At 57.0% G+C, this 26302-nt stretch carries 28 protein-coding genes and 1 pseudogene; 25 read left to right on the plus strand and 4 right to left on the minus strand.

Going from position 1 to position 26302, the window contains the following annotated elements; all coding sequences use genetic code 11:
* Positions 1 to 3 precede the first annotated feature (3 nt).
* Genes GOB93_RS14320 through GOB93_RS14370 form a run of 11 tightly spaced genes read left to right on the plus strand, consistent with a single transcriptional unit; the run spans position 4 to position 14676 of the window.
* Complete coding sequence (locus GOB93_RS14320) at positions 4 to 1056, plus strand: major capsid protein (RefSeq protein WP_173584188.1); 1053 nt, start codon at positions 4 to 6, stop codon at positions 1054 to 1056.
* A gap of 11 nt (positions 1057 to 1067) precedes the next feature.
* Positions 1068 to 1511, plus strand: a complete 444-nt coding sequence (locus GOB93_RS14325) for a Bbp16 family capsid cement protein (RefSeq protein ID WP_173584189.1) — start codon at positions 1068 to 1070, stop codon at positions 1509 to 1511.
* Positions 1512 to 1516: 5 nt separating this feature from the next.
* Entirely contained in the window at positions 1517 to 1789 is a 273-nt protein-coding gene (locus tag GOB93_RS14330; protein WP_173584190.1) for a hypothetical protein, read from the plus strand.
* A gap of 15 nt (positions 1790 to 1804) precedes the next feature.
* Entirely contained in the window at positions 1805 to 2797 is a 993-nt protein-coding gene (locus GOB93_RS14335; protein ID WP_173584191.1) for a hypothetical protein, read from the plus strand.
* Positions 2798 to 2819: 22 nt separating this feature from the next.
* Positions 2820 to 4466: a glycosyl hydrolase family 28-related protein gene (locus GOB93_RS14340; RefSeq protein WP_173584192.1), complete on the plus strand. Its 1647-nt coding sequence runs from the start codon at positions 2820 to 2822 to the stop codon at positions 4464 to 4466.
* Positions 4463 to 6592, plus strand: coding sequence for a hypothetical protein (locus GOB93_RS14345; protein ID WP_173584193.1), 2130 nt, complete (start codon positions 4463 to 4465; stop codon positions 6590 to 6592). Before GOB93_RS14340 ends, GOB93_RS14345 begins: the two co-directional genes overlap by 4 nt.
* On the plus strand, positions 6589 to 7038 hold the full coding sequence (locus tag GOB93_RS14350; RefSeq protein ID WP_173584194.1) for a hypothetical protein: 450 nt from the start codon (positions 6589 to 6591) through the stop codon (positions 7036 to 7038). Before GOB93_RS14345 ends, GOB93_RS14350 begins: the two co-directional genes overlap by 4 nt.
* Positions 7038 to 7553: a hypothetical protein gene (locus tag GOB93_RS14355; RefSeq protein ID WP_173584195.1), complete on the plus strand. Its 516-nt coding sequence runs from the start codon at positions 7038 to 7040 to the stop codon at positions 7551 to 7553. Before GOB93_RS14350 ends, GOB93_RS14355 begins: the two co-directional genes overlap by 1 nt.
* 3 nt (positions 7554 to 7556) lie before the next feature.
* On the plus strand, positions 7557 to 10394 hold the full coding sequence (locus GOB93_RS14360; protein ID WP_173584196.1) for a transglycosylase SLT domain-containing protein: 2838 nt from the start codon (positions 7557 to 7559) through the stop codon (positions 10392 to 10394).
* Positions 10394 to 12100 carry a hypothetical protein gene (locus GOB93_RS14365; RefSeq protein WP_173584197.1) on the plus strand — a complete coding sequence of 569 codons (1707 nt, stop codon included), beginning with the start codon at positions 10394 to 10396 and terminating at the stop codon, positions 12098 to 12100. The genes GOB93_RS14360 and GOB93_RS14365 overlap by 1 nt, the downstream gene beginning before the upstream one ends.
* Positions 12100 to 14676: a hypothetical protein gene (locus GOB93_RS14370; protein WP_173584198.1), complete on the plus strand. Its 2577-nt coding sequence runs from the start codon at positions 12100 to 12102 to the stop codon at positions 14674 to 14676. Before GOB93_RS14365 ends, GOB93_RS14370 begins: the two co-directional genes overlap by 1 nt.
* A gap of 34 nt (positions 14677 to 14710) precedes the next feature.
* Here GOB93_RS14370 and GOB93_RS14375 read toward each other — a convergent pair whose 3' ends face one another.
* The 3 genes from GOB93_RS14375 to GOB93_RS14385 are packed head-to-tail and all read right to left on the minus strand — an operon-like array spanning position 14711 to position 15736.
* Complete coding sequence (locus tag GOB93_RS14375) at positions 14711 to 15079, minus strand: hypothetical protein (RefSeq protein ID WP_173584199.1); 369 nt, start codon at positions 15077 to 15079, stop codon at positions 14711 to 14713.
* The gene (locus GOB93_RS14380) at positions 15076 to 15318 is read right to left on the minus strand and encodes a hypothetical protein (RefSeq protein ID WP_173584200.1); all 243 of its coding nucleotides are present in this window, start codon (positions 15316 to 15318) and stop codon (positions 15076 to 15078) included. The genes GOB93_RS14375 and GOB93_RS14380 overlap by 4 nt, the downstream gene beginning before the upstream one ends.
* 55 nt (positions 15319 to 15373) lie before the next feature.
* Positions 15374 to 15736: an Arc family DNA-binding protein gene (locus tag GOB93_RS14385; protein ID WP_173584201.1), complete on the minus strand. Its 363-nt coding sequence runs from the start codon at positions 15734 to 15736 to the stop codon at positions 15374 to 15376.
* A 72-nt stretch (positions 15737 to 15808) separates the two neighbouring features.
* On the opposite strand from GOB93_RS14385, the gene GOB93_RS22270 reads away from it, so the two are divergent.
* From GOB93_RS22270 to GOB93_RS14450, 14 genes are all read left to right on the plus strand, one after another.
* Positions 15809 to 15958, plus strand: a complete 150-nt coding sequence (locus GOB93_RS22270; protein WP_408742405.1) for a FitA-like ribbon-helix-helix domain-containing protein — start codon at positions 15809 to 15811, stop codon at positions 15956 to 15958.
* Positions 15959 to 15981: 23 nt separating this feature from the next.
* The gene (locus GOB93_RS14395; RefSeq protein ID WP_198912704.1) at positions 15982 to 16797 is read left to right on the plus strand and encodes a phage antirepressor KilAC domain-containing protein; all 816 of its coding nucleotides are present in this window, start codon (positions 15982 to 15984) and stop codon (positions 16795 to 16797) included.
* A gap of 32 nt (positions 16798 to 16829) precedes the next feature.
* Positions 16830 to 17021 carry a hypothetical protein gene (locus GOB93_RS14400; protein WP_173584203.1) on the plus strand — a complete coding sequence of 64 codons (192 nt, stop codon included), beginning with the start codon at positions 16830 to 16832 and terminating at the stop codon, positions 17019 to 17021.
* Positions 17022 to 17141: 120 nt separating this feature from the next.
* A complete protein-coding gene (locus GOB93_RS14405) occupies positions 17142 to 19715 on the plus strand; it encodes a hypothetical protein (RefSeq protein WP_173584204.1) in 2574 nt (857 codons plus the stop codon).
* Positions 19716 to 19717: 2 nt separating this feature from the next.
* A complete protein-coding gene (locus GOB93_RS14410) occupies positions 19718 to 20803 on the plus strand; it encodes an SGNH/GDSL hydrolase family protein (RefSeq protein WP_173584205.1) in 1086 nt (361 codons plus the stop codon).
* Between the two features lie 61 nt (positions 20804 to 20864).
* Positions 20865 to 21587, plus strand: a complete 723-nt coding sequence (locus tag GOB93_RS14415) for a head fiber protein (protein ID WP_173584206.1) — start codon at positions 20865 to 20867, stop codon at positions 21585 to 21587.
* An 8-nt stretch (positions 21588 to 21595) separates the two neighbouring features.
* Positions 21596 to 21844, plus strand: a complete 249-nt coding sequence (locus GOB93_RS14420) for a hypothetical protein (RefSeq protein ID WP_173584207.1) — start codon at positions 21596 to 21598, stop codon at positions 21842 to 21844.
* 14 nt (positions 21845 to 21858) lie between these two features.
* Positions 21859 to 22254, plus strand: coding sequence for a cell wall hydrolase (locus tag GOB93_RS14425; RefSeq protein ID WP_173584208.1), 396 nt, complete (start codon positions 21859 to 21861; stop codon positions 22252 to 22254).
* On the plus strand, positions 22251 to 22577 hold the full coding sequence (locus GOB93_RS14430) for a hypothetical protein (RefSeq protein ID WP_173584209.1): 327 nt from the start codon (positions 22251 to 22253) through the stop codon (positions 22575 to 22577). Before GOB93_RS14425 ends, GOB93_RS14430 begins: the two co-directional genes overlap by 4 nt.
* Positions 22574 to 23188: a hypothetical protein gene (locus tag GOB93_RS14435; protein ID WP_194300073.1), complete on the plus strand. Its 615-nt coding sequence runs from the start codon at positions 22574 to 22576 to the stop codon at positions 23186 to 23188. Before GOB93_RS14430 ends, GOB93_RS14435 begins: the two co-directional genes overlap by 4 nt.
* A 159-nt stretch (positions 23189 to 23347) precedes the next feature.
* The gene (locus tag GOB93_RS14440; RefSeq protein WP_173584210.1) at positions 23348 to 24274 is read left to right on the plus strand and encodes a hypothetical protein; all 927 of its coding nucleotides are present in this window, start codon (positions 23348 to 23350) and stop codon (positions 24272 to 24274) included.
* A gap of 71 nt (positions 24275 to 24345) precedes the next feature.
* Positions 24346 to 25101, plus strand: a complete 756-nt coding sequence (locus tag GOB93_RS14445) for a C1 family peptidase (RefSeq protein ID WP_173584211.1) — start codon at positions 24346 to 24348, stop codon at positions 25099 to 25101.
* Positions 25094 to 25225 carry a hypothetical protein gene (locus GOB93_RS22045; RefSeq protein ID WP_277877281.1) on the plus strand — a complete coding sequence of 44 codons (132 nt, stop codon included), beginning with the start codon at positions 25094 to 25096 and terminating at the stop codon, positions 25223 to 25225. The genes GOB93_RS14445 and GOB93_RS22045 overlap by 8 nt, the downstream gene beginning before the upstream one ends.
* On the plus strand, positions 25215 to 25595 hold the full coding sequence (locus GOB93_RS14450; protein ID WP_242010794.1) for a hypothetical protein: 381 nt from the start codon (positions 25215 to 25217) through the stop codon (positions 25593 to 25595). Before GOB93_RS22045 ends, GOB93_RS14450 begins: the two co-directional genes overlap by 11 nt.
* Before the next feature lie 440 nt (positions 25596 to 26035).
* Here the strand turns inward: GOB93_RS14450 and GOB93_RS21625 are convergent.
* Positions 26036 to 26302, minus strand: a pseudogene (locus tag GOB93_RS21625) (SOS response-associated peptidase); the annotation flags it as partial.

A 26302-nucleotide genomic window follows, 5' to 3' on the forward strand; every position in this document is an offset into this window, starting at 1 on the left:
AGCGTGGCTCTACTCTCATCCACCTGTCTCACGCTGGCGGATTGGGCCAGCCGGCGCGGTCCTGACGGGGGCATTGACGATATCGTCAATCTGCTTTCGCAGACGAACGAAATCCTTCTGGATATGCTCTGGAAGGAAGGCAATCTGCCAACTGGCAATAAAACCACGGTGCGGCGCGGCCTGCCTGCCGCCACGTGGCGCATGCTCTACGGTGGCGTGCCGCGCTCCAAGAGCACGACCGCGCAGATCACCGACACATGCGGCATGCTGGAAGCATATGCCCTGGTCGATAAGGATCTGGCCCGCCTTGAAGGCGACAGTGCCGCATACCGTCTGTCCGAGGACATGGCCTTCATTGAGGGCATGAATCAGCAGATGGCCCGGACGCTGTTCTACGGCAATGAGCAGGCCGATCTCGGTGCCTTCACCGGCCTTGCGCCGCGCTATAACACGCTCCAGACCGCAAAGGCGGCATCGGCCGTCAACGTTATGAATGGCGGCGGAACGGGCAGCACGAACACATCGATCTGGCTGTGCTGCTGGGGTCCGACCAACGGCTTCGGCATTTTCCCGAAAGGATCGGCTGCCGGACTTCAGGTCAACGACGTGACCACGGATGCTCCGGTTCTCGACGAGAATGGCAATCCGTTCCAGGCGCTTCAGACCCATTACAAATGGGATTGTGGCCTGACAGTTCGTGACTGGCGATACTTCGGACGCATCGCAAACATCGATGTGTCGACCCTGACCGGGACCAGTGCGCCGAACCTGATCGCGCTGATGACGGCTCTGACATACAAGATGCCGACAATGCCGCGCACAGCCACGAACATTCAGACCGCGACCATGGCGAATGGCGGTGCTCCGCTTTCGTTTGGGAAGCCGGCGTTCTACGTCAACCGCACCATTGCGACGGCCCTCTCCCTTCAGGCGATGAACAAGACGAACGTCCTGCTTTCGCTTCAGGAATGGGATGGCATGCCGACCCTCATGTTCCGTGGCATTCCGATCCGCGTCTGTGATGCGATCATGAATACCGAAGCGGCTGTCGTCTAAGGAGAAATGCCGTGATTGTTGATAGCACCCTCATTTTCTCCTCTGCGCAGGATCTGACGACTGCCGCTGCCGGCGGCGCTGTCGTGTCCACCAACAGCTTCGACTTTTCGCAGAATGTCGATTTCGGGCCGACCGAAGGCATCAAGGTATTCGTGGAATGCCCGTCGCTGCCGACATCAGCTACAGCCGGCGCGACGATTGCCGTGGCTGTTCAGGTCTCGCAGGACGATGCGACGTGGGAAACGCTGGAAGCATTCCCGGCCGTTCCCATTGCCGATCTGACGACCGAGCAGCCGTTTCTGGTCCGGGCGAAGGTCGCGTTCTCGACTGAGCTTTATCGCTACATGCAGCTTACATACACGCCTTCCGCTGTGCTGACCTCCGGCACGGTGACGGCGGGTATCGCGCTCGATGTTCCGGCGCGCACTGCCTATCCGCGCAACTACGTGGCCTGACGGCAATGCCGAAATACAAAGTCACGGAGCCGAGTTTCATTCATGGGCGCCTGATCGAAGCGGGAACCGTCATCACCTTCGATGGCGTTCCGGGCTTCAATCTTGAGCCAATGGATGCAGCGGCGAAGAAGGCCAAAGAGGACGCCGGCAAGGCTGCCTCGGTCGATGTCAACACGCCGGATTATGTCCACCAGATGGTGAAATCTGTTGACAATCCGAAGCAGATTTTCAGCGACGAAAAAACAGAAAGCGGCGACGACAGCAGCGCCGATCACTAAAGAGCGGGGCGGTGCGTGACCACAAATATTGATCTGTGCAATCGCGCACTGCGCCGGCTCGGCACGCAAAGCACCATCACCTCCCTGACCGATGGTTCGGTTGAGGCCGATACGTGCAACGATTTTTACGATGATGTCCTGCTCGGCCTACTGCAGAACCCGCAGTGTGCGGCATATCCGAATTACACGTGGGAATGGTGTCGCGCCGTAGCATCCGGCACCGGAGCGGCCAGCACCAACCCGCGATGGGCTTATGAATACGCCCTGCCGGAGGGATGCGTTCAGGTCTGCGAGATCATCGATCCGAATATTCCTCAGAAGCGATGGAAGCCACAGGACAGGTTTTTCCTGCCTGATATTCCGTATCAGACCGGAACCGGCACGGCTGGCGGCACAGACATCGTTCCGGTGATCTGGTGCGATCTGCCGACGCTGTCGGTGATGATCGTCACGAACACTCTCACAATCGACCAGTGGCCGGCGACGTTCCGGCGTGCGTTCTGGCTGGCGCTGTCGGCCGAGATTGGCACGACTCTGGGCGTGGCTGGGAATATCGTCGGCAGCATCGCGCAGGAAGCTGAAACCGCACTGGCGCAGGCATGCAAGGCGGATCAGCGCGTGGAAGTCATGTCCACGGATTACGTGCCCGACTGGATCATGGCGCGCGGCATGCCGCTCCACCATCACGATCCGGCTGTGCAGTCACTGGAAAGCTACCCGTCAGGCTTCATCGCAGGGGACGCCAGCGCGAACAGCCCAACGCCATCATACCTGACGCCGGCAGAGAGCCTGAACGGGGTGGCGGCGAATGGCCTGACGCCGAGAGATATCGCCAACCGTCGCGGCAAATATATTCCGGCCGACACTCCGGACAGCCGCATTGGCGTGCTGGCCATTGGCATGAGCCCGGTTGGATGGCGCCGGCCATATCACCGCAGGGTCAATCCGGTTGAGCTTCCGGGCTTCATTCTGGATGAGGGCATCCTCGACGTTGACTCGCTGAACTGATCTGAAAACGAGAGATGATGTCATGACGCTTACGCTTGGCCCATACAGCTATCCGAAATGGAGCCAGAACTACATTCCGACCGTTCTGGAATGGCAGGTGTGGTTTTCATGCAAGATGGATCAGACGGACCTGACCGATCTTGAAGCATCCATGACCGCGCAGGTCACAGCGGAGGCTTCGGCCCGGACGGCGGCGGACAATATCCTTGCCAGCGACATCAACAGCGAAGCCACGGCGCGGCAGCAGGCAGACACGGCTCTTGCGACGGAAGTGGCAGGGAAGCAGGCTGCTGGTGATTACGTCATCACGAACGCGAATGCCAGCGGGACCGGTGCGAACCGTCAGCTCACGATCGCATCTATGGACGCTGTGGTGAACCTGCCGGAGTTTACAGGGAACAACTCGTCCGGTGCGGCGCAGGCGCATCTGGCCATGACCACGTCCCGCAAGTGGACAAGCGTTCTGGCGTTTGGCGCTGTGGCTGATGGCGTCACGGACTGCCTGGCGGCGTTCAATGCAGCGATTGCGTCCGGTGCGATGGCGCTCTACGTTCCGCCCGGAACGTATTATCTTTCCGGCGGCATTGTGCTTTCCGGTGGTCAGACGCTGTATTCCGACGGGCCGCAGGCCGGGATCTACACGCAGACTGCTGAGCTGGTGTTCGCCGATACCACGCTGACGGCTATCAGCCTTGGCGACGGGACAGATCAGTCTGCTCAGGGTGCCGCGCTCCGCAACCTCCATATCACCAGACAGGATGCACTGACGGCATCGGATATTCCTGCTGACAGCGTTGGCATCCTGTTCAATCAGACGCAGATTGCATCCGCCGAAAACTGCACGGTGTCCGGTCACGAGACGGGAATAAAGGCTATGGGCGGTCTCGGTGTGTGGGTGAAGAACTGCCGCACCCGCAGCGTGACGCTGTGCCATATCGCCGTCGACACAACCGCTGAAGTCCGGATCGACTCCTGTCGGTTCGGCTCGAACGGCGCTTTCGACTTTGCCTGCGATTCCTATATCCGGATTTCCGGGGGCAGCACGACAGCGGGCGCGGCCGGTCCGAACACGATTGTCATCACGAACTGCCAGTTCAATCAGGGGCAGAACAGCGTTCAGTACTGGATGAATTTCTGTAATCAGGTCTCCGGATCTATCGCGGATATCACGTTGTTCCAGGTGACGAACTGCTACGTCGAGAAGGCGCTTTACGGCATCCGGACCGACAGTACGTTTACAAACCTGTCCCGACTTCAGATCACGAACCTCGAATTTAACGGCAGCACGTCCTACAACTTCTGGGAGCTGGACGCGGGTACCCGGGTCACGCAGTGCTGCATCGCGAACACCTGCATCATCTCCAACCTCTGGATCGCATCGAACGTCCAGTATGACACGCTGATGTTCGTGAACGTTTACGTGCTCGGTACGTTTTCATGCGCTGCGCCGACAGCAACCGGCCAGACTGGCAGCGTCGTGTGCATCCTCAACCTTGTATCAGCTGGGACCGGTGAACTGACCGGCGCGTTCACCGGCACGTTCGCGCATCTGACAGCGCCTGTGCGGCGGATGCCGGGGATAGCTCAACTTACCGCCGCACCGACCATGACGGATTTCAACAATCTGATAAATACGCTGGCCAATGCCGGGATCATCGCGCCGCTATGAGCACTTCACGATCTGGCGGCAATCAGATCGCCCTGTCCTATATCGCGTCCTTCATCGGCGGCGTCATGTCTCCGTCCCTGAAGTTTCGGGCAGATATGGAGAAATGGCAGTCCGGTGCGGCTGAGCTTGAGAATTTCTTCGTGCATGTGCAGGGCGGCATCAGCAATCGGCCTGGAACGCAGTATGTTGCAGAAGCCGGCCAATCTCCCGGCACAGCGCCGTCGAAGCTGATCCCGTTCATCTTCAGCAACACACAGGCATATATTCTTGAGTTTGGCACTGAGTATATTCGCTTCATAGCGAATGGCGCCTATCTGACGAACAGCGATGGCTCCATCTATCAGATTGCGAGCCCATACGCGATCACGGACGTGTTCTTTCTGCGATACACGCAGTCCGCTGACGTGCTGACGATCACGCATGAGAATTATGGACCATGCTATCTGGAGCGTCTGGGTGAAACAGACTGGGTTTTGCAGGTCGGGACATGGTCGAACCTAGCCGGGCCGACCGGTATTGCCGCTGTGGCCACGGATGGAAACGCAGGAAATACCGGCACGACACCGGGAATTTCAAAGGTCGAATATACCTATACCGTAACCACGGCATCTGACACGCTGAACGAAGAAAGCCTGTATCAGGACAGCGCCACGGTCACGGCATACAATATCGGCTATTTTTCTCAGTATGGAAATTACAACACCATTACATGGGATGCCGCAGAGAGCGCTGAGTATTACAATATCTATCGCCAGTATGCCGGCCAGTATGGCCTGATCGGCACCACGACCGGCCTGTCTTTTCAGGACCAGAACTACGCGCCCGACACAACGAACGGACCGCCTGTTGCGAAGAATCCGTTCTATGGGAACAATCCGATTGCCTGCGGATATTTTCAGCAGCGTCGCGTGTTCGCCGGGTCGACGGCTTACCCCCAGACGGTGTGGATGAGCCAGAGCGCAAACTATACCAATTTCGACGTTCACACTCCGGTCCGCGATGACGATGCAATCACGGCAACGATTGCGTCTCAGGAGGTGAATGCGATCAAGCACCTTGTCTCAATGCCTGATCTGCTCGTGTTCACTGGCGCCGGGATATGGAAGGTGTCTGGTGGCCAGACTGGCGAGGCCATTACCCCGGCCAATTTCACGGCTGTTCCGCAGATATTCGTCGGATCGTCGGATGTAAGGCCGCTGTCCGTGAATACCGATGTCCTGTTTGTCGAAGGCAAGGGCAGTCACGTCCGGGATCTGCAATACGATTATTACGCGCAGATTTACACGGGCCGCGATCTGTCAGTCATGGCTGAAAATCTGTTTTACGGCTACACGATATCGGACTGGGGATTTGCTCAGTTCCCGTTCAACCTGCTCTGGGCGTGCCGTTCAGACGGGAATCTGCTCGGAATGACCTATCTCAAAGAGCAGGATGTCTGGGCCTGGCATCAGCATTCGACAACCAATGGCGTCTTTCTGTCAGTTGCCGTGATCCCGGAGACGAATGCTTATGGCGCCATCGAGGACGTTGCGTATTTCCTGACTGAGCGCAGCATCAACGGGAAGAATGTCTATTACGTGGAGCGTATGGTCACCCGGCAGCTCGGCAAGGAAAACAACGATATCACGCAATCATGGTTCGTGGATTGCGGCCTCAGATACACAGGCGCTTCAGTATCGAAAGTGACCGGAATGAACCATCTTATCGGGCAGACTGTCTCCGCCTGCATCGACGGGAAAGGTTACGCGGGCCTGACTGTCGCCGCCGATGGATCGGTGACGCTGCCGGTCGCGGGAGAGACAATCACCGTCGGTCTTCCGATTGCGGCGCACGCGCAGACGTTGCCGCTCTCACTCGGGCAGATGCCACAGTTCGCACGGCGCAAGCGCGTCAGTAAGGTTTACGCATCGCTCTATAATTCCTGCGGCCTTCAGGTCTCCACGAACGCGGGCGCGGCGCAGTATCCCATTGGGGCACAGGCAACGGATGGCGACATGACCAGCGATCTGGTGATGAAAATCCCTTCCGCGAACTGGACGCAGGAAGGCCAGATCGATTTCTACCAGAACATGCCGCTTCCGGTGACAATTACCGGTGTCAGCTTCGATGTGGAGCAGGGATTTTGATCTGGTGGCGCAAGGCGGATGAATCCGATGCGGGCATGATTGCACCATTGTTGCGCCCGGCTGACCGGCTGGAAGTCATGCGGATGGGAGAAGGCGATCCGGAAGGCGTTCTGCGACGGACCATCCGGCAATCGGAAGACGCCGGCGTGTTCTTTGACCGGGACAGGCCGCTCTGCGCGTTCGGCATCGTGCGCTCTCTGGATGTCGGGCATCCATGGCTGATCGGAACTGAATATCTCTCTGGAACGCCAAAGGCTTTTCTGCGAGGAACAAGACTGCGCGTTCAGGAATGGAGGCAGGAATACCGGCTTCTGACGAACTGGATCGACGCGGAATATCCGCAGGCTATCCGCTGGCTGCAATGGCTCGGATTTACGATCGGACAGCCGGAGCCGATCGGGCTTTACGGCGCCATGTTCTGTCGCGCTGAAATGAGGGGTGTCTGATGGGCCTTGTTGGCGCTGGTGTGAGTGGCGGCCTTGGTATGGCCGGGTCTCTCATCAATGGATTTTCGCAGGCGGCTGCATCGAAAACCGAAGCGCGCGTCGACCGCCTCAATGCTGCTCAGGCCGCAAACAACGCGAACGTCGCTATCGATCAGGGCTACCTGAACGCTCAGAAGGATTATCAGGAGGGCAGCGCGAAACTCGGTGCGCAGCGTGCGCAGATGGCCGCCAATGGCGTGACGCTGGACAGCGGGTCAGCGCTGGATGTGCAACAGGCAACCGGACGCAATACCGGGATGACGGTCGGCTCCGATCTGTATGACGCCAATGCGCGGGCCGTCGCTTACCGCAATCAGGCCACGTCATACGACAATGAGGCGCGGGCAGCGCGGGCCAACGCCAGCAACGCCATAACCGGTGGCGCCATAGGCGGCACACTCGCGGCGGGATCGGCTTTCGCCAGCAAATGGGACGATCTGTTCGCCGGGGTCGGCACGACAGCGAGGGGATGGTAACTGATGGCTGAAGTCCCGTTCACGAACGGATCATACAGCACGCCTTCCGGCGTGGACACGGGCTATATCTCCAATCCGCGTGTGACCAATGCCGGCGCAGCGCTTGGCGAAGGCCTTTCGCGTGCGGGCGAAGTGGCGGGGCAGATCAGCGAACGCATCGAGCAGCAGAATAATCTGACATCAGTTCAGGACGCGATGAACCAGTTTCAGGATCACGTCCGCAATGTTCAGTATGGCGATGACCAGACGCCGGGATTTTTCAATTCGCAGGGCAAATCCGCGATGTCCGCGTTGCAGCCGGCAACTCAGGGGATCGATCAGTATCGCCGGTCTCTGATGCAGGGAATGACTCCAACGCAGCAGCGTTTGTTCAATGACCAGTCCAGTTCATTCCAGGAGAGCGCGTTCGGGACAATGGCGGCTCATGCCAGCCGGGAGCGCCAGCAGTGGGTGGATGATACGCAGACCGCTCGTATCAACACACTGGGGAATACGGCGGCGGCAAGCCGTAACAATCCGCAGGCGCTTCAATCGAGTTTTACAGAGATATTCCGCGCCATCAATCAGCGGGGAGCAACAGAAGGTCTTGCTCCGGATAATCCAATACTTGTTCAGCGGCGTGCAGATGCCATGGATACCGCCAGCAAGAAGATAGTGACGGCTTATCTTGCTGATAACGATCCTATAGGGGGGCGGAATTATCTTGATGCCAATGGCAGCAAATTGTCAGAAGAAACTAAAAACCAGATGGAGATAAGCCTTCATCATCCAGTTTTGGAGAAGCAGGCCCAGATATGGGCGCAGCAGAAATTCGGGCCATCGATCCGTCAGGTTCTCCCTATTGATGGCAATGCGAACGTTGCTGATGTTCTGACAGCACAAGAGCAAGCAGAAAGCGGTGGGAAGCAATTAGATAAGGATGGAACCGTTCTGCGCTCCATGCCGGGTGATCCGGATTCCCCGCGCGGCGTCATGCAAATCAGACCCAGCACAGCACAGGATGCTGCAAAATATGCAGGTATCCAGTTTGACGCCAATAGACTTGATAATGACCCGGCCTATAATCGCGGACTGGGCCATGCAAAGATGTATCAGCTATGCCAGAAATACGGCAATAACTTCACCCTTGCCTGCGCTGCTTATAACTGGGGCGAAGGGAATGTGGACAAGGCTCTGAAAGAGCACGGTGACCCCAGAACCGGCGCTGTTACCGATGCTGATTTCCTATCCCATACCCCGACCGAAACACAGCACTACGTCAGCAAAATTTCATCAGCAGTAAGTCCGCAGGCTCTCCCCCCTTCCCATACCGCCCCCGACTTTGAGGGCGCAGTCCGCGAGGCAATGTCCGGGCCTGACTGGGAAGAAAACATGGCGAAGCTGTCTCAGGTTTCGCAGATGAAAACAGTTTGGGAGGCGGAAACACAGTCAGCGCGTTCAGACCTGACGGACAGACTTACCAATCTTATCTCCCAGCGGGCGGGCGGCAACATGAGCGGCCAGTATCCTGACGCGGATGTTGCGCAGCTTCTTCCGCCAGAAAAAGCGCAGGAATGGCGAAGCAAGTTTGACGCCGCATCCGATGCCGGGTCTCAATGGAAAGCTGTCCAGTGGATGCCGCCAGCGCAGCAGCAACAGTATCTTGCCCAGAGAGCGGCCCAGATACAGGACACGAATGCCCCTGACTATACAATCAGGCGCGAAGGCCTGAATCAGCTCACAGCGCAGGTGAACAAGGCAAACGAGCAGCTACATGCCGATCCTGCTGCTTATGTGCGGGCTTACCCCGCTATGCAGCAGGCCGCAGAAAATCTCCAGTCTGCTTCTCAGGGAGATGATCCGGATAAGCTGAGGCAGGCACAGAATGAGTATATCCGGCAGAGCGATGCCGCGCAGCGGTCACTTGGTGTTACGTCTCCGGATGTTGCCCCTAAGGCGGTAACGCAACGTATTTCTGATATGCTATCGAATATCGATCCTGAAAAGACGAATGTTGGCGCTGTGCTCAATGGCATTCGCCAGCAATACAGCGACGAGAACTGGTCACGTATTGTTAGCCAGCTCCACAAATATAATCAGGTTCCGGAAGATGTTGGCGTGCTCGCCTCAATGTATCTTCCTGAACAGGTTACCGATCAGGCGGTATTCGCAAATATGCTTCACGCTCGACAGATCTACATGCAGTCGTCTGGCGACAAGAGTGGCGATGGGTTCCTTCAGAACATCAATCCCCAGGAAATGGCAAAACTGAGCGATACGAAAGTTAATCATCCTATTGGAGACAAGCTGTCAGCGTTCCGGGCCACTGTCATCAATAACAGCGCCGGGGAGGCAGCCTATCAGCAGACCTATAATGCGGTGAAGGATTTGTCGCGCTGGTATGTGGCGCAAGGGGAGACAGCTAAAGATGCGGTTTCTCTGGCATATGATGGCATTATCGGGAAAGCCTACGATTTCAGCGGCACCATGAGAGTCCCCAAGGGAATGCTTCCAGATGTGATCGCCGCCACCGATCAGACCCGTAATGGGATTAAGCCTGACGATCTGGCTCCGATTCCCGGGGGCGTCCCCGGAATGACGGATGAAGATCGAAAAGATAAGGGCATAAACGCTATAAGAAATTTCGGGGTATGGATTCCAACGGCTGACGATAAGGGGCTTCAACTGGTTATCCCGTCGCGGGTCTATGGGGTTCAGTATGTTCCAAAGAACAGGGACGGGCAGCCGTTCTCGGTTCAGTTCTCCGATGTTCAGAAGGGCGCTTATAGCCCGCAGGGGCATGCGAATGCTTTTATGACGGATAACCCCGAGCAGAATAAAATTCTGTCGGGGATTAAATAATGCCCGGAATATGGACTGGCGACCCTACGCAAAGCGTCCAGACGCAGGCGCTCGGGTCTGACATTCTCCCCACGACAACCTCGCAGGCGGTGGGCGCAGGCATCTCAGGCGCTTTCCAGAACTGGTATGAGGTGAGGGGGCTGAGGGGGGCGGTAAGAGTTGGTGATTCCTTTTCTCCCGATATCTTAAAACCAGAGGACGCCAACAAGCAGTACGGGATTGATGGCGTATTATCGTTTGATAAGCCCACCACGCGCGATGTCGCGCAGGAACTGCACGATGAAAAGCACGCGCAGATTGTCAGGAACGACATTATAAGCAGCTCCCCCACAACGGGACTCCCGACGTCTGCTGGTATTCTGACCGCCTTTGCGGACCCTGTCGGAATTGCTGCGAGCTTTGTTCCAGGCCTCGGTGAAGCCCGCGCAGCGGCAATCCTCGGAAGGGTCGGCATTGATTCCTCCCGTGCCGCACGGGGGCTGTCCGGTGCCACTCAGGGCATGGCCGGGGTAGCGGCTCTTGAGCCAGCGAACTACATGCTTGATCAGAGCGAACATAATGACTGGTCCATGGGGCAGGCGCTTACGAACATAGGTTTGGGCGGCGTCATGGGCGGCGGTCTGCATATGATCCTGCCCAGGGCGGTCATAATAAACCCCGAACAGGAGATGTTCGAGAGTCCCACAGCGGAGCAGATGGCAAACCCAAATAGTGGGTTTATGGAAAGCCAGTCGCCGGAAATGCGTGACGCGGCATTGCGCGAGGCGATTGGAGCCCAGCTTGAAGACCGGCCGAATATTGTTGCAGAGATGGCGGAGGCTCATGACTTCGCAGAGCCTTCTCCTTCGGCTGGTGAGGTGAGCCTTCGTGATATTGCGGCCTCTCTGGACCCTGATACTTTTGCTGCGTTCGACAAGCTGAGCGGCAGCGCTGCGGATATCAGAACACGTATCGAAGACGCTTCACAGCAGGTGTTCGATCCAACGTTTGATGAAGATATCCTTGCTGACCGGGCATCTCATTATGAAACGCAGGAACAGATCGCAAGCCTGGAACGGCGCGCATCTTCGCTCAAAAGCAAGGGCGCGCAGAAAGTCCAGGCGCAAATAGATGACCTGCGTTCAGGTCTTTCCGATCTCGAAGCAAGGGCTCAGCGACAGACAAGCCATGAGCAGATGCATGACCGGGATGTTGCGATCTCTGAAATGCGTCAGAAGCTTCAGCAGATCGATTATCAGATGCGGGACATGGCCCCCGATCTTCACGCAGCATATCAGATTTCTGAAACACGATTCCGCCGCCTCGCTCGCAGGTATCAGCGCAGGAACGGTAAGAATGAGGCGGGAACCGCAACGAATCCAGCGCGCACGGGGTCTGTCACAGATATTCTGAGCGCGGCCATGGAAAGCGGAGAGCGGCTAAAATCAGCGGCGCGCGCGGCTATGGTTGATGAACCGGCTGCTGTAGCTAACTCACGTGCGGCAACGGAAGCATCGGTCGAAAATGCCCCCAGGGCTGATGCCGCTGATCATGAAAGCGATGTGGCCCAGATATCTGCCGATGCAGACAGGATAGAGGCTGAATACAGGGCGCTTTACGGAGATGATGAAACGCCATCTGCGGCGCGTGAAAAGACGTTTGATGAAGATGAAAATGCGGCATCCGCGTATGAGGCGGCGGCGGCGTGCCTTGTGAGGGGGTTATAATGGCTGAGAGATCATATCGTCATTGTTTTGAGACGGCTTCTCGCGCAGCAGGGCGCGCGCTCAGTGATGAAGAGCTTGAAAAGATATTCGATGCGGCTCAGGGCAGAATTAACAAGTATGTCCGGCAAGGTTCATCTCCGCGCGACGCTGCCCGGAGAGCCGGGAAAGAACTGGCCGATGAGCACCGGGAGGCCGTTGCGCGGGAGCGCCGGAACGCCCTGAATAACAGGTTTATCAATCGACAGCTAATGGAGCGTGTCCCTGAGGGGAAGGAGGCACAATATCATCGTGCCGTTCTGTCGTCGAAGGAAGGAAATCTTCGCGGTCTGGCTGATTCTACCGATATCAACATGAAGTCCCGTGCCGCAAAAATTTCCGGGCAGTTCGAAAGCGACCTTCGGAAAGAGGGCCTGTACAAGGCAGCCATCGCAAAGGACAAGGAATTTGACCGGGACATAGGCCGGGATCTCTGGTCGCTGCGCTCGGGAGACGGGAAGTCTGTAACCGGGAATTCTGCTGCCTTTAAGATTGCCACGATACTTTCCAGATATCAGGAAACCGTCCGCCTGATGCAGAACAAGGCAGGCGCATGGATCAGAAAGACAGAGAATTTTGTTGCGTCTCAGTTCCATGACAGCGAGAAAATCCGTAAGGTTTCCGCTGACGCATGGATCAATGCGATTTTACCAAAGCTGGACGAACGCACGTTTGATGAAGTAACGGGCGACCGTCGGGCATGGTTGAAGAACGTCTATTTAGCGCTGGCTACCGGCGTGCATGAAGGAGCCCCTTCATATGGAGATGCTCTTGCGTTCAAAGGTCCGGGGAACCTTGCCAGGAGGATAAGCCAGGGGCGCGTTCTCCATTTCAAAGATGCCGATAGCTGGATGGATTATAATGCGCAGTTTGGTCGCGGGAACGTCATCGATGCTGCGCTGGGAGGAGTTCTCCATGGCGCACGCAATGCGGCCCTGATGGAACGTTTCGGGACAAACCCGGAGGCTATGTTTGACCGGTGGACCGATCAGCTCATAGACAGGGCAAAAAAACGTGAAGACACAGAAATGGTTAAGCACCTTCAGAATGATAAAGCCAAAAAGGTGTTCAGCACGCTTACAGGAGAATACTCTCGCGCTGACAGCGTGACACTGGCTCAGATCGGTCAGGTTTCCCGCATCATTAATCAGCTGACAATGCTTGGCAGCACGCTGATGTCATCGATTACTGATATACCCGTTCAGGTTGCGATGCTCCGCCATAACGGCGTGCCAATCCTTGAGGCGTTTTCACATCTTGCCCTTGGCCTGCTTCCGTCTGAAAAGGCAGCCCGGTCTCGGGTAGCTGATCTTCTTGGCGTTGGGAACGAGGCTCTTGTCGGAGATATTGCTGCCCGGTTCACCGGGGAAGACGGACGCCTTGGGCAGCTATCCGAGGCTGTAAACAGATTCCACAGCCTGACTGGCATGTCATACTGGAACGACGCAGTGCGCCGTGGGGCGGGGACGATGGTTGCCTATAACCTTGCGCGAAATGCAGGGAAGTCTTTCGAAACTCTTCCAAAGCGGCTTCAAACGACATTGCGCCGGTATGGGATTGAGGGGGAAGAATGGCGGGCGCTACAGCAAGTTAAGCGTGAGGCGGATAACGGAAAATCCTATATCCTGCCTTCCCATATCTCTGAACTCTCCGACGATGCTGTGTCCCACTTGCCGGGAAGCGCTGACTATGCCCGCTCAGAACTGGAACGGAAGCTGCGGGCCTATGTTCTCGATCAGGTTGACGAAGGCATGTCGGAGGCCAATGCCGGCACTGCCGCCATAGCAAACATGGGCACGCAGCGCGGAACCGTATCCGGAGAGCTTGTCAGAGCCATTATGCAGTTCAAAAGCTACACCATTAATTACATGGTCCGGGGTATGGGTCGTGAGCTGATGCGTATGGGTGAAGGAAACACAACAGGCGATTTTAAAGGGCTGGTGACCGCCATGCGGAGGGGGGCCGACATTCCGGGGATTGCCTTTCTCATCGCATCCACAACTGCCCTCGGCTATGTGTCTATGAACCTGAAAGATATTATGAAGGGAAGGGAGCCGAGAAAGGCTGACAGTTTCAGCGACTATGTAAAGCTTGTTACGGCATCCATGGCTCAGGGCGGCGGCGCCGGCATCCTTGGTGACTTCCTTTTTGGCGAAGCAAACCGTTTTGGCGGTGGATTTGCCGGAACACTTGCCGGCCCGACGATGGGTAATATCGGAGATGTGGCAAACGCCTACCAGGCAATTCGCGATGGATGGGAGAACCGGGGTCCGCAAGACGGCATAAAAGAAGCGGAAAGCCAGGCGCTGCGTCTGGCCGAGACGCATATTCCCTTCGGGGCGATTGTCCCGCAGGCTGTATGGCTGAACACTTTTTACGGCAAGATCGCCATGCAGTATCTGGTTAATTACCGGCTTCAGGAGATGATGAACCCCGGCTATCTTGAGCGATATGAAGACAAGGTGCAGCAGCAGAACAATCAGAAGTTCTGGCTGTCGCCTTCGTGGAGCCCTTACCAGGCAGCGGGACTGACGCAGTGATATTAATCTTCGCGTCCCTCTTTAATAAATTCGTTCAATAAGATGCGTTTGGTGCTGGCGATTTAAGAGACGTTCTATATTTAAGAACCCATGGTAGGAATGTATCTATTTTTCGTGATGTTTGTTCAGCAGTCCATACAAGCATCTGTTTTTGTCTATAATTCATTCCGTTTGAAAATGACATAACAGAATTTCTGTATTCGTTATGGCATCTTGAGGCGAGCGCCATGGCAATAGTTGATGCATCGGATGTTCTGTCGTCTATTTTAGATACGTTATCGATGGCGCAGTTTTTTAAATCTTCAGTTGCGAAATACCGCTCAGATTCTACCTGCCTTTTCTCTTCTGCGCTTTGCGCGCATCCACATAAACATACTGCAACCAGTACAATAAGATGTTTCATTTCTTCCCCTGCGCATCCTTCGCCCGCTCAAGCGCTTCGAGCGCGATCTTTTTAATCTCTGCCAGTCCCCTTTCTGGGAAGTCGTAGCCATTCTTCCACATTAGTAAAGTGGGCGTAGCATCGGATGCTTTGATTTGGCATGGCGACCGTCCACGCACCTCCTGTCGAAGAATTGCCACTTCAGAAGCCAGAGCGTCGATCTGTGCCTGCATTCGTTCAAGGATGCCAGCGCTCGCCATAATCTTCCTCCATCTGGGATTACGAAGAGTCACAATCTCCGATTGGGCGCCGTTATCACACCATATCACGGGCGTTTATAAATCCATTGAGAAGAGCTTTGAGCACGGCCTTTTCCTGCGCGGTCATCCCACGAAAGATCTTCATCAATGCCCTTTCCTCCGAATCCTTCGGAGCGTTATCGCGGTCGAACTCTTCTAAGGCATCCGTGAGAAGAGAGCCCTTTTTTAGCGATTCCTCAAGGCGCTGCACGATCTCGGCGTTTACGGATTGAGGGCGTTTTGCCGCCTCAATCCGTAGTGCGTGGAGAAGCTCTTCTCCTAGTCTGACAGTGATTGATGAGCGCCGTAAGTCCTGCATAGCGGCATAATATCCGAAATCAGAAAAATATCTATTGCGCACTCCGAGAGTGCTGTGCATTATTGGTTTGCACTCTGGCAGTGCGGAAAGTGAGAAGGATCAATGAAAGAAACCCAATGCATAAACTTCCGGATGGACCGCGATCTTCTTCGCGCCCTTCGGATACGCGCCGCAAAAAATGAGCGCAGCGCGAATAAAGAATGTGTCGCGATTTTGCGGGAAGTTCTGAAAACAGAAAAGGCGTCGGACCAGCCTGGCAGCAATTCCGACGCCTCTCAGTGAAACCCAGTAAGGAACCACAGAGCATGACTCTTACCACAATGCTTACCCCGAATGCTACTCCGACAATGTCGAGCCGCGAGATTGCGACGCTGACAGGTAGCAGCCACGACAACGTTCTGAAAACCATTCGGGCTCTTGTGAAAAAGGGTCTCGTTTCTGGGAACGAGACCCCCTACGTCCACCCCCAGAATGGACAAACGTATCAGGAATTTTCCCTCGACTACCGAAACACCATGGTTGTGGTTTCTGGTTACAGCGTGGAGCTTCGTGCGCGGATCATCGACCGCTGGATGGAACTCGAAGCGGCCCCGGCAACTCCAGCCATCCCGCAGACCTACGCGGCGGCACTTCTTGAGGCCGGCCGTCTGGCGGAAGAGAACGAGAAGCTTGCCGCCGCCAGCGCCGCTGCCGAAGACCGCGCAAAGCTGTCTGAACGCTATCTCGCAATTGCGGTCCCGAAGGCTGTAGCGCTTGACCGGATCAGCACGTCTGACGGGTCATATGGACTTCAGGAAGCAGCCAAGATTCTTCAGGTGGGACCGAAGGCGTTCGTTCAGTGGCTCCGGGCAAATCGCTGGATCTACAAACGTCCGGGTTCCACGAACAATCTTGGATATCAGGATAAGATCAATGCCGGATATCTCTGGCACAAGGTCAGCACCTACGAGAATAGCAGCGGTGAAACGAAGACACGGGATGATGTGAAAATCCTTCCGAAAGGAATCGCGCGTCTCGCCCGCGAGGTTCCGGGAGCGGCCCTTGATTCTGACCTGTCTCCAGTCCCGGTAGCATCGGATGCTACCGCAAATTTTCGGGCGCACCCGGAGCCAGCATCATGACGGCGCTGGTATCGGGGCCTCGGCCTCAGAGGATGGTGGGCAACGAAATCGCCATAGCCATGGGCGATGCGCTGACTGTCGATATCAGGATGGAGAAAGACCCACAAAACTCCCGGATCGAGAACTGCGAACGTATGCTGAAAGTGGCCGCGCACGCCATCATGCAGATGTGGGACGACGTGCAGGCAGAGAAGGCAAGACGGGCAAAGTTGCTCCAGACGTGACTGCTGCGGGGCTGTGGCGGGAGCCCCGGTACTAACAAACCAGCCTCACCCGTAGCACGATTTTCCGTGTGATGGGCGTCTTCGGTCATCAGAATTCTGCCCGCAACAGATGGGCGTCTGATGAAAAAGCTGTTCTGCGCGACAATTCTGGCGCTCTCCTTCCTCCCCGCCACTGCCTACAGCCAGCAATCCAGGACGTGGATACAGGGTCAGGTTCTGACCAGCGCGCAGATGAACGCGTTCGATGCGGCCAAAGTCAACACGACCAACGGCACACTCACGAACCCAACAATTAACGGAACTTCGCTCAGTTCGCGCCCGGTCCAGTGGACGGATATCGGTTCAAGCATTCCGGGGCTGGACAGCAATGGCAATGTCACCGCGCCGGTCAACACGGCTGGCTCCATCACAGCTCTCACACAGGCATACTTCGGAACAACACCTCTCGACTACGGCCTCGCGCAGACGAATACTTCATGGCGTCCCGGGGCTGCGTTCTTTACCAGCTTCGGCGACAGCGCTGCATCGCCTCGCGCCATCCATCTTGGCGGTCTTGGTTCACATAACGATGCTTACGTGAATCTGATCGGCATGCTGATGGGGCACTCGGACAACTCCGGAGCCGTGCTGTCCATTCAGGATACGGACGGGGAGTTCGGGGCCAATCGCATTGGCGCTGGCGGAACCGACGGCATTGTCGAGTTCACCAAGACCAGCAACGTTGCCCCGCGCCTGGAGGCCGGTGCCGACATCACGAACGCCGATGGCGTTGTCCGCACTGTGACCGTGGACACAGCGGATTTCAAAGTCACGCCCGCGTTTACGCCTGCTCAGCTTGCGCTCATTCAGGGCAATGGGATCATTCGTGTCTATCTGAACTGGAAAAACGGCAATAACACCGCATCCACACCGCACGGGTTCAGCATCCCGAACGTGTATTATGGATACATGGATGCCACAAAGGTAACCACAACCACTGACGCCACAACCGGCGTAGTCAGTGACGTGTTCCCGGTCATGGTCGATGACGACAGTCAGGGGCCGGGCTGGCGGACTCAGAACAGCATTACGGCCGCGGCAGCCGCGCCGGGGACGAATACCGGCGATACGATCGATACCACTACGGACACCACATCTTCGGCGCCCGGCCTCGTGTGGCATTACGCTGACACCGCAGTTTTCATCGGCATGTCGGACGGCAAGACCATCCACAACGACATGGCGCAATACACGCCTGGCAATGACAGCATAACCCGTGCCATGACCGGCGTTGAGTATGACCTGCTGGCTGACCAGACTGCCGACTACCAGTATAAAGTCGACGGCGTGATGATCAATGTGGACGGCAACGGCCACGAACTGACCGACGACAGCATCGAGATGTACCTCGGCGGCGGCATCAAGCATCACCTTCAGATCGGTGACGCCTTTTGCGGCCAGTACGGCATCGAGACGAGCGGCTTCTCACTCAACGGTCAGTGCCCGCTTACGACAGCGAACAGCGGCGTCAACATTGCGAAGTTTCAGGGCGAGACCGGCAACGGACATCATGAGGCCATGGTGTTCTCGATGTCATCCGGTGCTGACCCGAACAACCTGACGAATTACTCCATGGCGCTCACGGGCGGCATCGACCCTAACGACACCAGCACGACGACCGCATGGGGAACGGCACTGGGTGCCCTCAAGTGGAACTCGGACGGCGACATGCAGTCCCTTGCGCTCTGCGGTGGTCAGTTCGGTCAATACTGCAACCTTGTGGCTTCAGGGGACGGCACGGTAAAACTGAAGGGTGCCACGGTGGTGTCAGCGCAGATGTCCCTTACGCCCGGCATGGACCTGATCTTTCAGAGCGCCACAAGCACGACTGATGCCTACCTGTATGGTGCCGGGAACGGGGTCATCGGTATCGGCACGGGTATCTCTGGTGGTGGTGGTCTTACGATGCCCGGCCTGCTTAATGTAGGCGGCGCGGCAACACTTGGAAGCCTCACGGTAACCGGCGGGTCAACCTTCAGCGGACAGATTGCGATCGCCAACAACGCAACATGGACGGGAAACCTTATTGCTGAGGCTGGCTCTCAGCTAATGTTTCAGAACGCTACCTCCACCACCGCTGCATATGTCTCCGTGGATGCTCTTGGAAATCTTCTGGAGAACACGGGGATGTCCACTGGCGGAGGCTTCGGTGTGACGCCGCGAACTTACAGTCAGCTTGCGACCGCAGGTCTCACTCTCGGTACGCAGAGCTATTGCTCAGACTGCTATGATTCTGCAGGAGATGCGGACGCTGTCGCTGGTGCCCCCGTATGGTGGAACGGCTCGACATGGGTTACTGCCGATGGGAGCCCTGCGCAGACCACTCCAGGGACAGTCGCCGCTGCGGTAACTCCAGCATCGACCATAACCGCATCCGGCGCTACCACTATCCCTATCCCCACAACTGGCAGCATCGTCTATGTCGTTAATGCGACTGCCGACGCGACCCTGCAGTTCTCCGGCAGCGCGGCATCAGGGCAGTCTCAGGAAATCACGCTGATTATCCCAGCGACCAGCTATACGGTCACTCTGCCATCTACGGGGGTTATCTATGCGGGGGGATCGGCGCCGACCGTATCCACGGTATCCGGACAGCAGACACTGGTAAATTACAGAGCAACATCTGGCGTCACAGCAATCGCAGGGGGAATTTAAGGATGGCAACTACCTCCATTGCGCCAAATGATGCAAATATAATCTACAGTCCGGGTAACTGGCTGGTTGCCGCGGCCGGAGCGTCCACGATCAATGCAGGCGCTTACTGCCGTATGATGCTGACCGGAACAAAGACGCTGTCCCTTGGGTTCACATTGCCAGCAACGCAGGATACGACAATCCCCGTGCTGACCGTTATCGTAGACGGAGTAGCAGCGGATTACTCCCTGGCGGCATCCATATCCGTAACTCTCCCGTCTTTTTCAGCCGCGGCTACCCAGCATTATGTTGAGCTGATCGTAAAAAATACTCCTTCATATCAGGCGACGAACCTGTGGACACCACAGCTTTCCATGGTGACCCTTTCCGGTATCACTGTGGACTCCGGGGGAGCTACACAGGCACTTGCAGCCAGAAGCAAGCAGATCCTCATTCTGAGCCAGTCAGTCAGTATCGGTTTCAGATCGCAGGGCGATACCAGTGTGGACTCAGCAGACAATAATGCGCGATATGGCTGGGCGTATCTTCAGCGGGATTATCTGGACGCGGAAGTGGGCGTTGTCGGGTTCTCTGGTCAGGGCCTTAGTATCGCCGGTAATGGCAATGTTCCGGACCTTCTGACGACTTATAATCTGCTCTGGTCTGGACAAGCGCGCAGCTTCGCAACAAATCCTGACATGATCGTAGTGGCCGATGCCGACAATGATATCGCGGCGTACGTCTCGGAAGGGACTGCATCAGGATCGCCTGCCAATGTTCAGGCCAATCTGACCACTCTCGCAGACAATCTTAAAGCTGCCTCCCCAGACAGCAAGATTGTTCTCATGACTCCGTTCACGCCATATGAGTTCGCATCTGTTCCCGCAGCGACGATTACTGAATATGTATCGGGCTTTGAGGCCGCGGCGCTTGCTACCGGGGCAACATTTGTAAATGCGCTCGCCTGCCAGTCTACAACTGATCCAACCTCAGACGGCCTTCACCCGCAGGCATCCGTTCAGCTTGGGAAATGTGGTCCGGCAGTGGCATCCCTGCTCCGACCCGTTCTCTACCCCGCAGGCTCTGGCCGGTCCTATGTCTTCAGCTAAAAAATATCGGTACTAACAAAATCATCCCACGGACAGACTGGTTTTCACGCGGTGGGACGAGATGCGCGCGCTATATTTTATCGGTCTCAGTCTGTGTCTGTCATGTGCTTCTGCGTCTGCCCAGACAGTCCCGTCTGTTCCCGGAGATCACGGCATATTCGACAACGGCGCCCAGACGCCGGGGTCTGAAGGAATCTCAGGCGACGGGTCTTCTTACACGCTGCCGGCCGCTACCGCGACGACACTTGGCGGTGTGAAGATTGGCAGTGGCGTGACAGTTGCTGCTGATGGAACAATCAGTGTTGCAGGCAGCACGGGTGACTATCTTCCGCTCGCTGGTGGAACGATGTCTGGAGCAATTAGCTTTGCCCCATCTGGAACAGATGCTGAAACACTGCTGAATATCACCAGCAGTGACGGTGACTCAATGACTGTTTCGGTGCAGCTAGGAATATTCAGCAAAGATTATTTCACTGTTTCTGGCTCCAATCATACACCGTATTACGCACTATCATTCCTTGGAGACTCTGTGCTCATTGCTACAATGGAAGATGATCCCACAGGGATAAGCTCTGACCAGATTACTGGCCTGCCAACATTTACATCCGCAGACGCAGGCTTCAACGTTGGAAATGGCGGACCATTTGTCGTTTCAGACTCGGCTGCCGCTCCGGCTTCTACAGACGCGTGTGTGGCCGGAACAGAGAGGCGCGTCGGAACCTATTGGTATCGTTGCATTGCATCGGGCAACTGGGGACGTATCCAGTTCCAGACGGGATACTGATCGCCGCCATGACGGCCGAACTCTACATAACACGCCCCGAGTTTTCCGAGGTCCGTTCTGATCTGCGTGAAGCTCAGAACGACATCATCGAAATCCGCACAAATCAGAAGCTTCAGGGTGCCACGCTGACGGAGATTCTGGCGGAAGTGAAAAACAAAAGCTCCGTCAGGGAAATGCTGATTGCCGGCGGATCGGGCGTCGGCGGCGGGATGGCGGTCGGTCTGTATGTCCTGTTCCAGTGGTTGCATCACCAGTGAACGAAGCGCCGGAAATGACGGCTGCCCGCACGGCATGGGGCGAAGCGCGCGGCGAGGGCGCTGACGGAATGCAGGCGATCCTGAACGTCATCGGAAATCGCGTGAAGGTTCCGTGCTGGTGGGGCGCTGATATCGCCGGAGTGTGTCGGGCGCCGGAGCAGTTTTCATGCTGGGACGAAACAGACCCCAATCGCGAAAGGCTGCTTTCCGTCACGCTCTCCGATCCGCAATTCAGAGAAGCCGTCACGCTCGCGCACAGACTGACAGCGGGTCTTCTGGTCGATCTGACTGGTGGAGCGGATCACTACTACGACTGGCGCGGACCAAGGCCTTTCTGGGCCGAGCCCCGGTTTTTCACAACGCGCATCGGTCATCACGATTTCTACCGGACGGGGCCGTATTCCATATGAACAGCGCAGTCAAAGCCGCAACAGCAACGTCTGCCATCGCTGCCCTGCTTGGAACCGTTCCAGCGCAATACGCGATTTATCCTGCTGCCGTCATCATTCTTTGCAACGTGCTGTCGGCCTCCATTCAGCCACCGCCGCCATCAAGCCGATGGTCTCTCCCATACAAGGCGATGACGGTGCTCGGCATGAATATCGGCTGGGCTGTGAACCGGATTCAGGTCGGCGTCACTGGCGTCCCGGTCCCGCGCGACCATGCGCAGGCGGCAAAAGCTGTTCTCGCCGAAGCGAACATTCCCGTCATTACGGAGGACAAAATGCCATGACTTATCTGTCCCGCCTTATGGAACCACCGATCCTTGCCAATGTCGAAACCATCGACCGCGGCAAGCGCCGTTTCCTTGGCCGTATTGCCACTACAGTCGGCGCAGTTGCCCTTATGGCGGCGACAGAAGGCTGCTCGGTTTCCACGTCTGGCAACGTGACAACAATCACTCTCGATGTGACGAAGATCAAGAACTACGGTCAGGCAGCCCTGAATGCCGCGGCGACTGTCACGCTTTACCTTTCATCTTTCCCGACCCTTGCGCCTTACATGACTGCCATTACAGCGGCCGAAACCGCTCTCTCTGGTGCTCTGTCTGCTTTCTCGACGGCGGCCGGAACGACGCTGACGATCAACTATGACAATGCCGACTGGAAAACCCGCGTCGACAGCATCCTGTCTGGTATGAGCACGGTCGCCAGCGCAATCGGTGCAGCGATATCGGGCGCTGGCTCGGCTCTGTCCTCGACCATTAAGACCGACGCGAGCGTGGCGCTTGAGTCGCTGGATACGCTCATCAGCGTGTTCATGGCTCTGCTTGGGTTGGCGTCTGGTGCGAAAGCCACCGGCGGGATGACTGAGGCCCAGGCCCTCGCAAATCTGGGCGTCTGATGCCCGTGACCCTCACCCTCGCGGCGGTTTTCGTCGCGGGGAACCTCTTTACGCTCTGTCTCTGTAAGGCTGCGAAACGATGACCGCGCTTATCGTCATTGCCCTGCTCATCTGCGCCTTCTGGCTTATCTCAATCCCTGTCCGGAGTTGGTATCTCTGATGCTTGCCTCTCAGCTTCATGTCGTCACCGCCCGCTCAAACCCACTACGGTGGCAGGTGCCCGACCGGATTTATCACGAGTGGGCCGAACATATTCTCCAATCCGGCGCGAAACTCACAGTGGTCGAATGCCAGTACGGGGACAGACCGTTCACCTGCCATGTTCCCGGCGTCAACCATATCGGCGTCCGGGCAAACACGCTGGTCTGGGAGAAGGAGCGGTGCCTGAACATCGCCATCGCCGGGCTGCCACAGGACTGGCAGTACGTTGCCTGGATCGACAGCGACATCTTCTTCCGCCAGCCTCACTGGGCGCGTGAAACGGTTGAGGCGCTCCAGCTCTTCGATGTGATTCAGCCATGGTCCGACTGCTACGATCTCGGACCGAACGGCGAGCATATGCAGCTTCACCGGTCCTTCTGCCGCATGTGGATGGACGGCGAGACGATCAAGCAGGGACCGAACGCGCACCGGTCGCCATACCGCTTCGCGCATCCGGGCTACGCATGGGCGGCGACACGTCGGGCCTTGACCGCGACGGGCGGCCTGCTCGACACGGCCGCGCTCGGCTCGGCGGATCATCACATGGCGCTGGCTCTGATAGGTCGCGTCTCGGAAAGCTACCCCGGCAATATCAGTCACGATTACAAAAAGCACTGCCTGCGCTGGCAGAAGCGGGCGATGGCATCGGTGAACGGCAATATCGGTGCGCTGCATGGAGCGATCGAGCATCGCTTCCACGGCTCCAAGCGAGATCGCGCTTATGAAAGCCGGTGGGATATTCTGACGCGGAATGATTTCCAGCCGGACGAGGATCTGATCCGGAACACCTGGAGCGCATGGGAACTGGCTGGCAACAAGCCGAAGCTGCGCCGCGAGATTGAGCGTTATTTCCGGCAGCGGAATGAGGATGCGAACGTGTGGTGACCGCGCCAGAAATGGAATGTCACGGACCGGCGCGATCAAGCCCATCTATCCCGGAAAATAGTTGAGATACAATGACCAAAAGAAAGCTTGGCAAGCTGCCGGCGCGACACGATCCGCGCACGTATAAACTCGCGGAACCGCTGGCCGCACGGCTGCCGGTCATTCCGGCATCTGTTAACTGGGCGCCCAACGCTCAGTGGCCGATGTGGGGCAATGATCGCTATGGCTGCTGCACTCAGGTCTCTGTCGCGAGCGCGATCCGGACATGGACGGGCGCGGCGCAGGCCCCGGTGCTGTTGTCTGACGACGAGGTTCTGCAGAACTACGCGGATGAATCAGGCTTCGACCCCGCTACGGGCGCAAATGACAACGGTGGCGTCGAGCTGGACGTGCTGAACCGCTGGCGTCGGGAGGGTTATGCTCGTCCGGGACAGACACGCGATTACCTGACCGCATTCGGCTACGTAAACCCGAAGAACAACCCACAGGTTCAACGCGCAATCGCGTTCCTCGGAGGGCTGTATATCGGTCTCTCGCTACCGAATTATGCGGTCGAGGGAGACGGAGACTGGACAGTATCCCCTCTGGCAGACAATTCCATCGCCGGCGGCCACGCTGTCTGGCTGCATGGTTACGATGCCGACTGGCTCTATCTAAGCACGTGGGGCGCCTCAAGACGCATGTCGTATGCCTTTCTGGCGACCTTCTGTGATGAGGCCTACGGGCTTATATCCCGCGAGAACTGGACCGGCCTTACCGGCGTCAGCCCAAACAAAGAGGATCTGGCCGCGCTGGTATCCGAGATGCAGGCCAGCACCAGTGCTTGACCCGCTCTCCGTTCTGGTCGGCTCGACCGGCACGCTCATTTCCATCATCGGTCTGACGTGGATGATCCTGCGCGGGATGGCGCGGCGTGATCCGTTCGGAAAGAATGGGGCAGATGAGAGGTAGCGTTATTCTTGCAGCGCTCACTCTGTCCGCCTGCACTTCTCTCCCGCACGAAGCCCGCAGCCTGATCGGTATGAGCCGACCGGACCTGGTGGCATGCGCCGGCGTGCCGGACGTCGAAGAGAACCGAGACGGACAGGATGTGCTGGTGTGGAAGCAAGATCAGCAGGCGCAGGGCGCCGTGGATCTGAAGACGCCGCTTTCTTTTGAGCTGGACCTCGGCGGCCATGGCACGTGCCATACGGTAGCTGCGCTCAGAAGCGGCCGCGTTGTCTCAATCGCATTCACTGGTCCAAGCGGGACGATCGAGGGTCCAAATGGAGCGTGTCGTCCGATTCTCAGGGCTTGCCTGAGGTCTGATTCGCGGCCCTGAAAGTTTTACAAAATAGCAAAGTTGCCGCGATTCTTTGCCATTCCCATAATAGGTTTTACACACATAACCTATTGATATATAATTTCATTTCGTTCCCGCCCGGACCTCCAGGGGGTGTTTTCCCTGCGAAAAATCTCCGGAAATCAGGGCGTTTCACGCTGTCGACGTGTCTGGTTTTACGGGCTGGACTCCCGCCCTGCATACGGAGACGTGCTGCGCAGGACGCTCCCTTTATCTTTTATATTGGCAAGCCGGGATCAAAGGGACTGCGTCCCTTTGTGGGGCGCGGGGCAAAGCCCCGTAAACCGCTCCCTGCGCTCTTGCCTGGCCGGCGGAACGGGGATGGCGCCTGTTGCCGTAATCGCAGCGATTTGATGGGGTGTGTGGCGGCGTTTCTGACTGGTGGCTGAGCGGGCGGTTCATGTGCCGGGCCGGATTTCTCATTTCCGGGTCAGTGATCCGTCCACCAGGGGCGACTGGAGTTGCAGTGCTTCTTCGGCGGGGGCGTTCATCCAGGTGTCCAGTTCTTCCGGCGTTGTCAGGATGACCGGCATGGCCTTCGGGTGAATGGCGGCGATTTCTTTATTTGCTGTGGTTGTGAGATGGGGTGGTTGCCGTCCTCCCCGCACGGCATCGCAATGTGCCAGAATGGTCGTTGGAAGAAACGACTGCGCGAAAGGACGGCAGATGAAGGATACAGTGATAGG

This window comes from Acetobacter musti (assembly GCF_011516835.1).
Classification (GTDB): Bacteria; Pseudomonadota; Alphaproteobacteria; order Acetobacterales; family Acetobacteraceae; genus Acetobacter; species Acetobacter musti.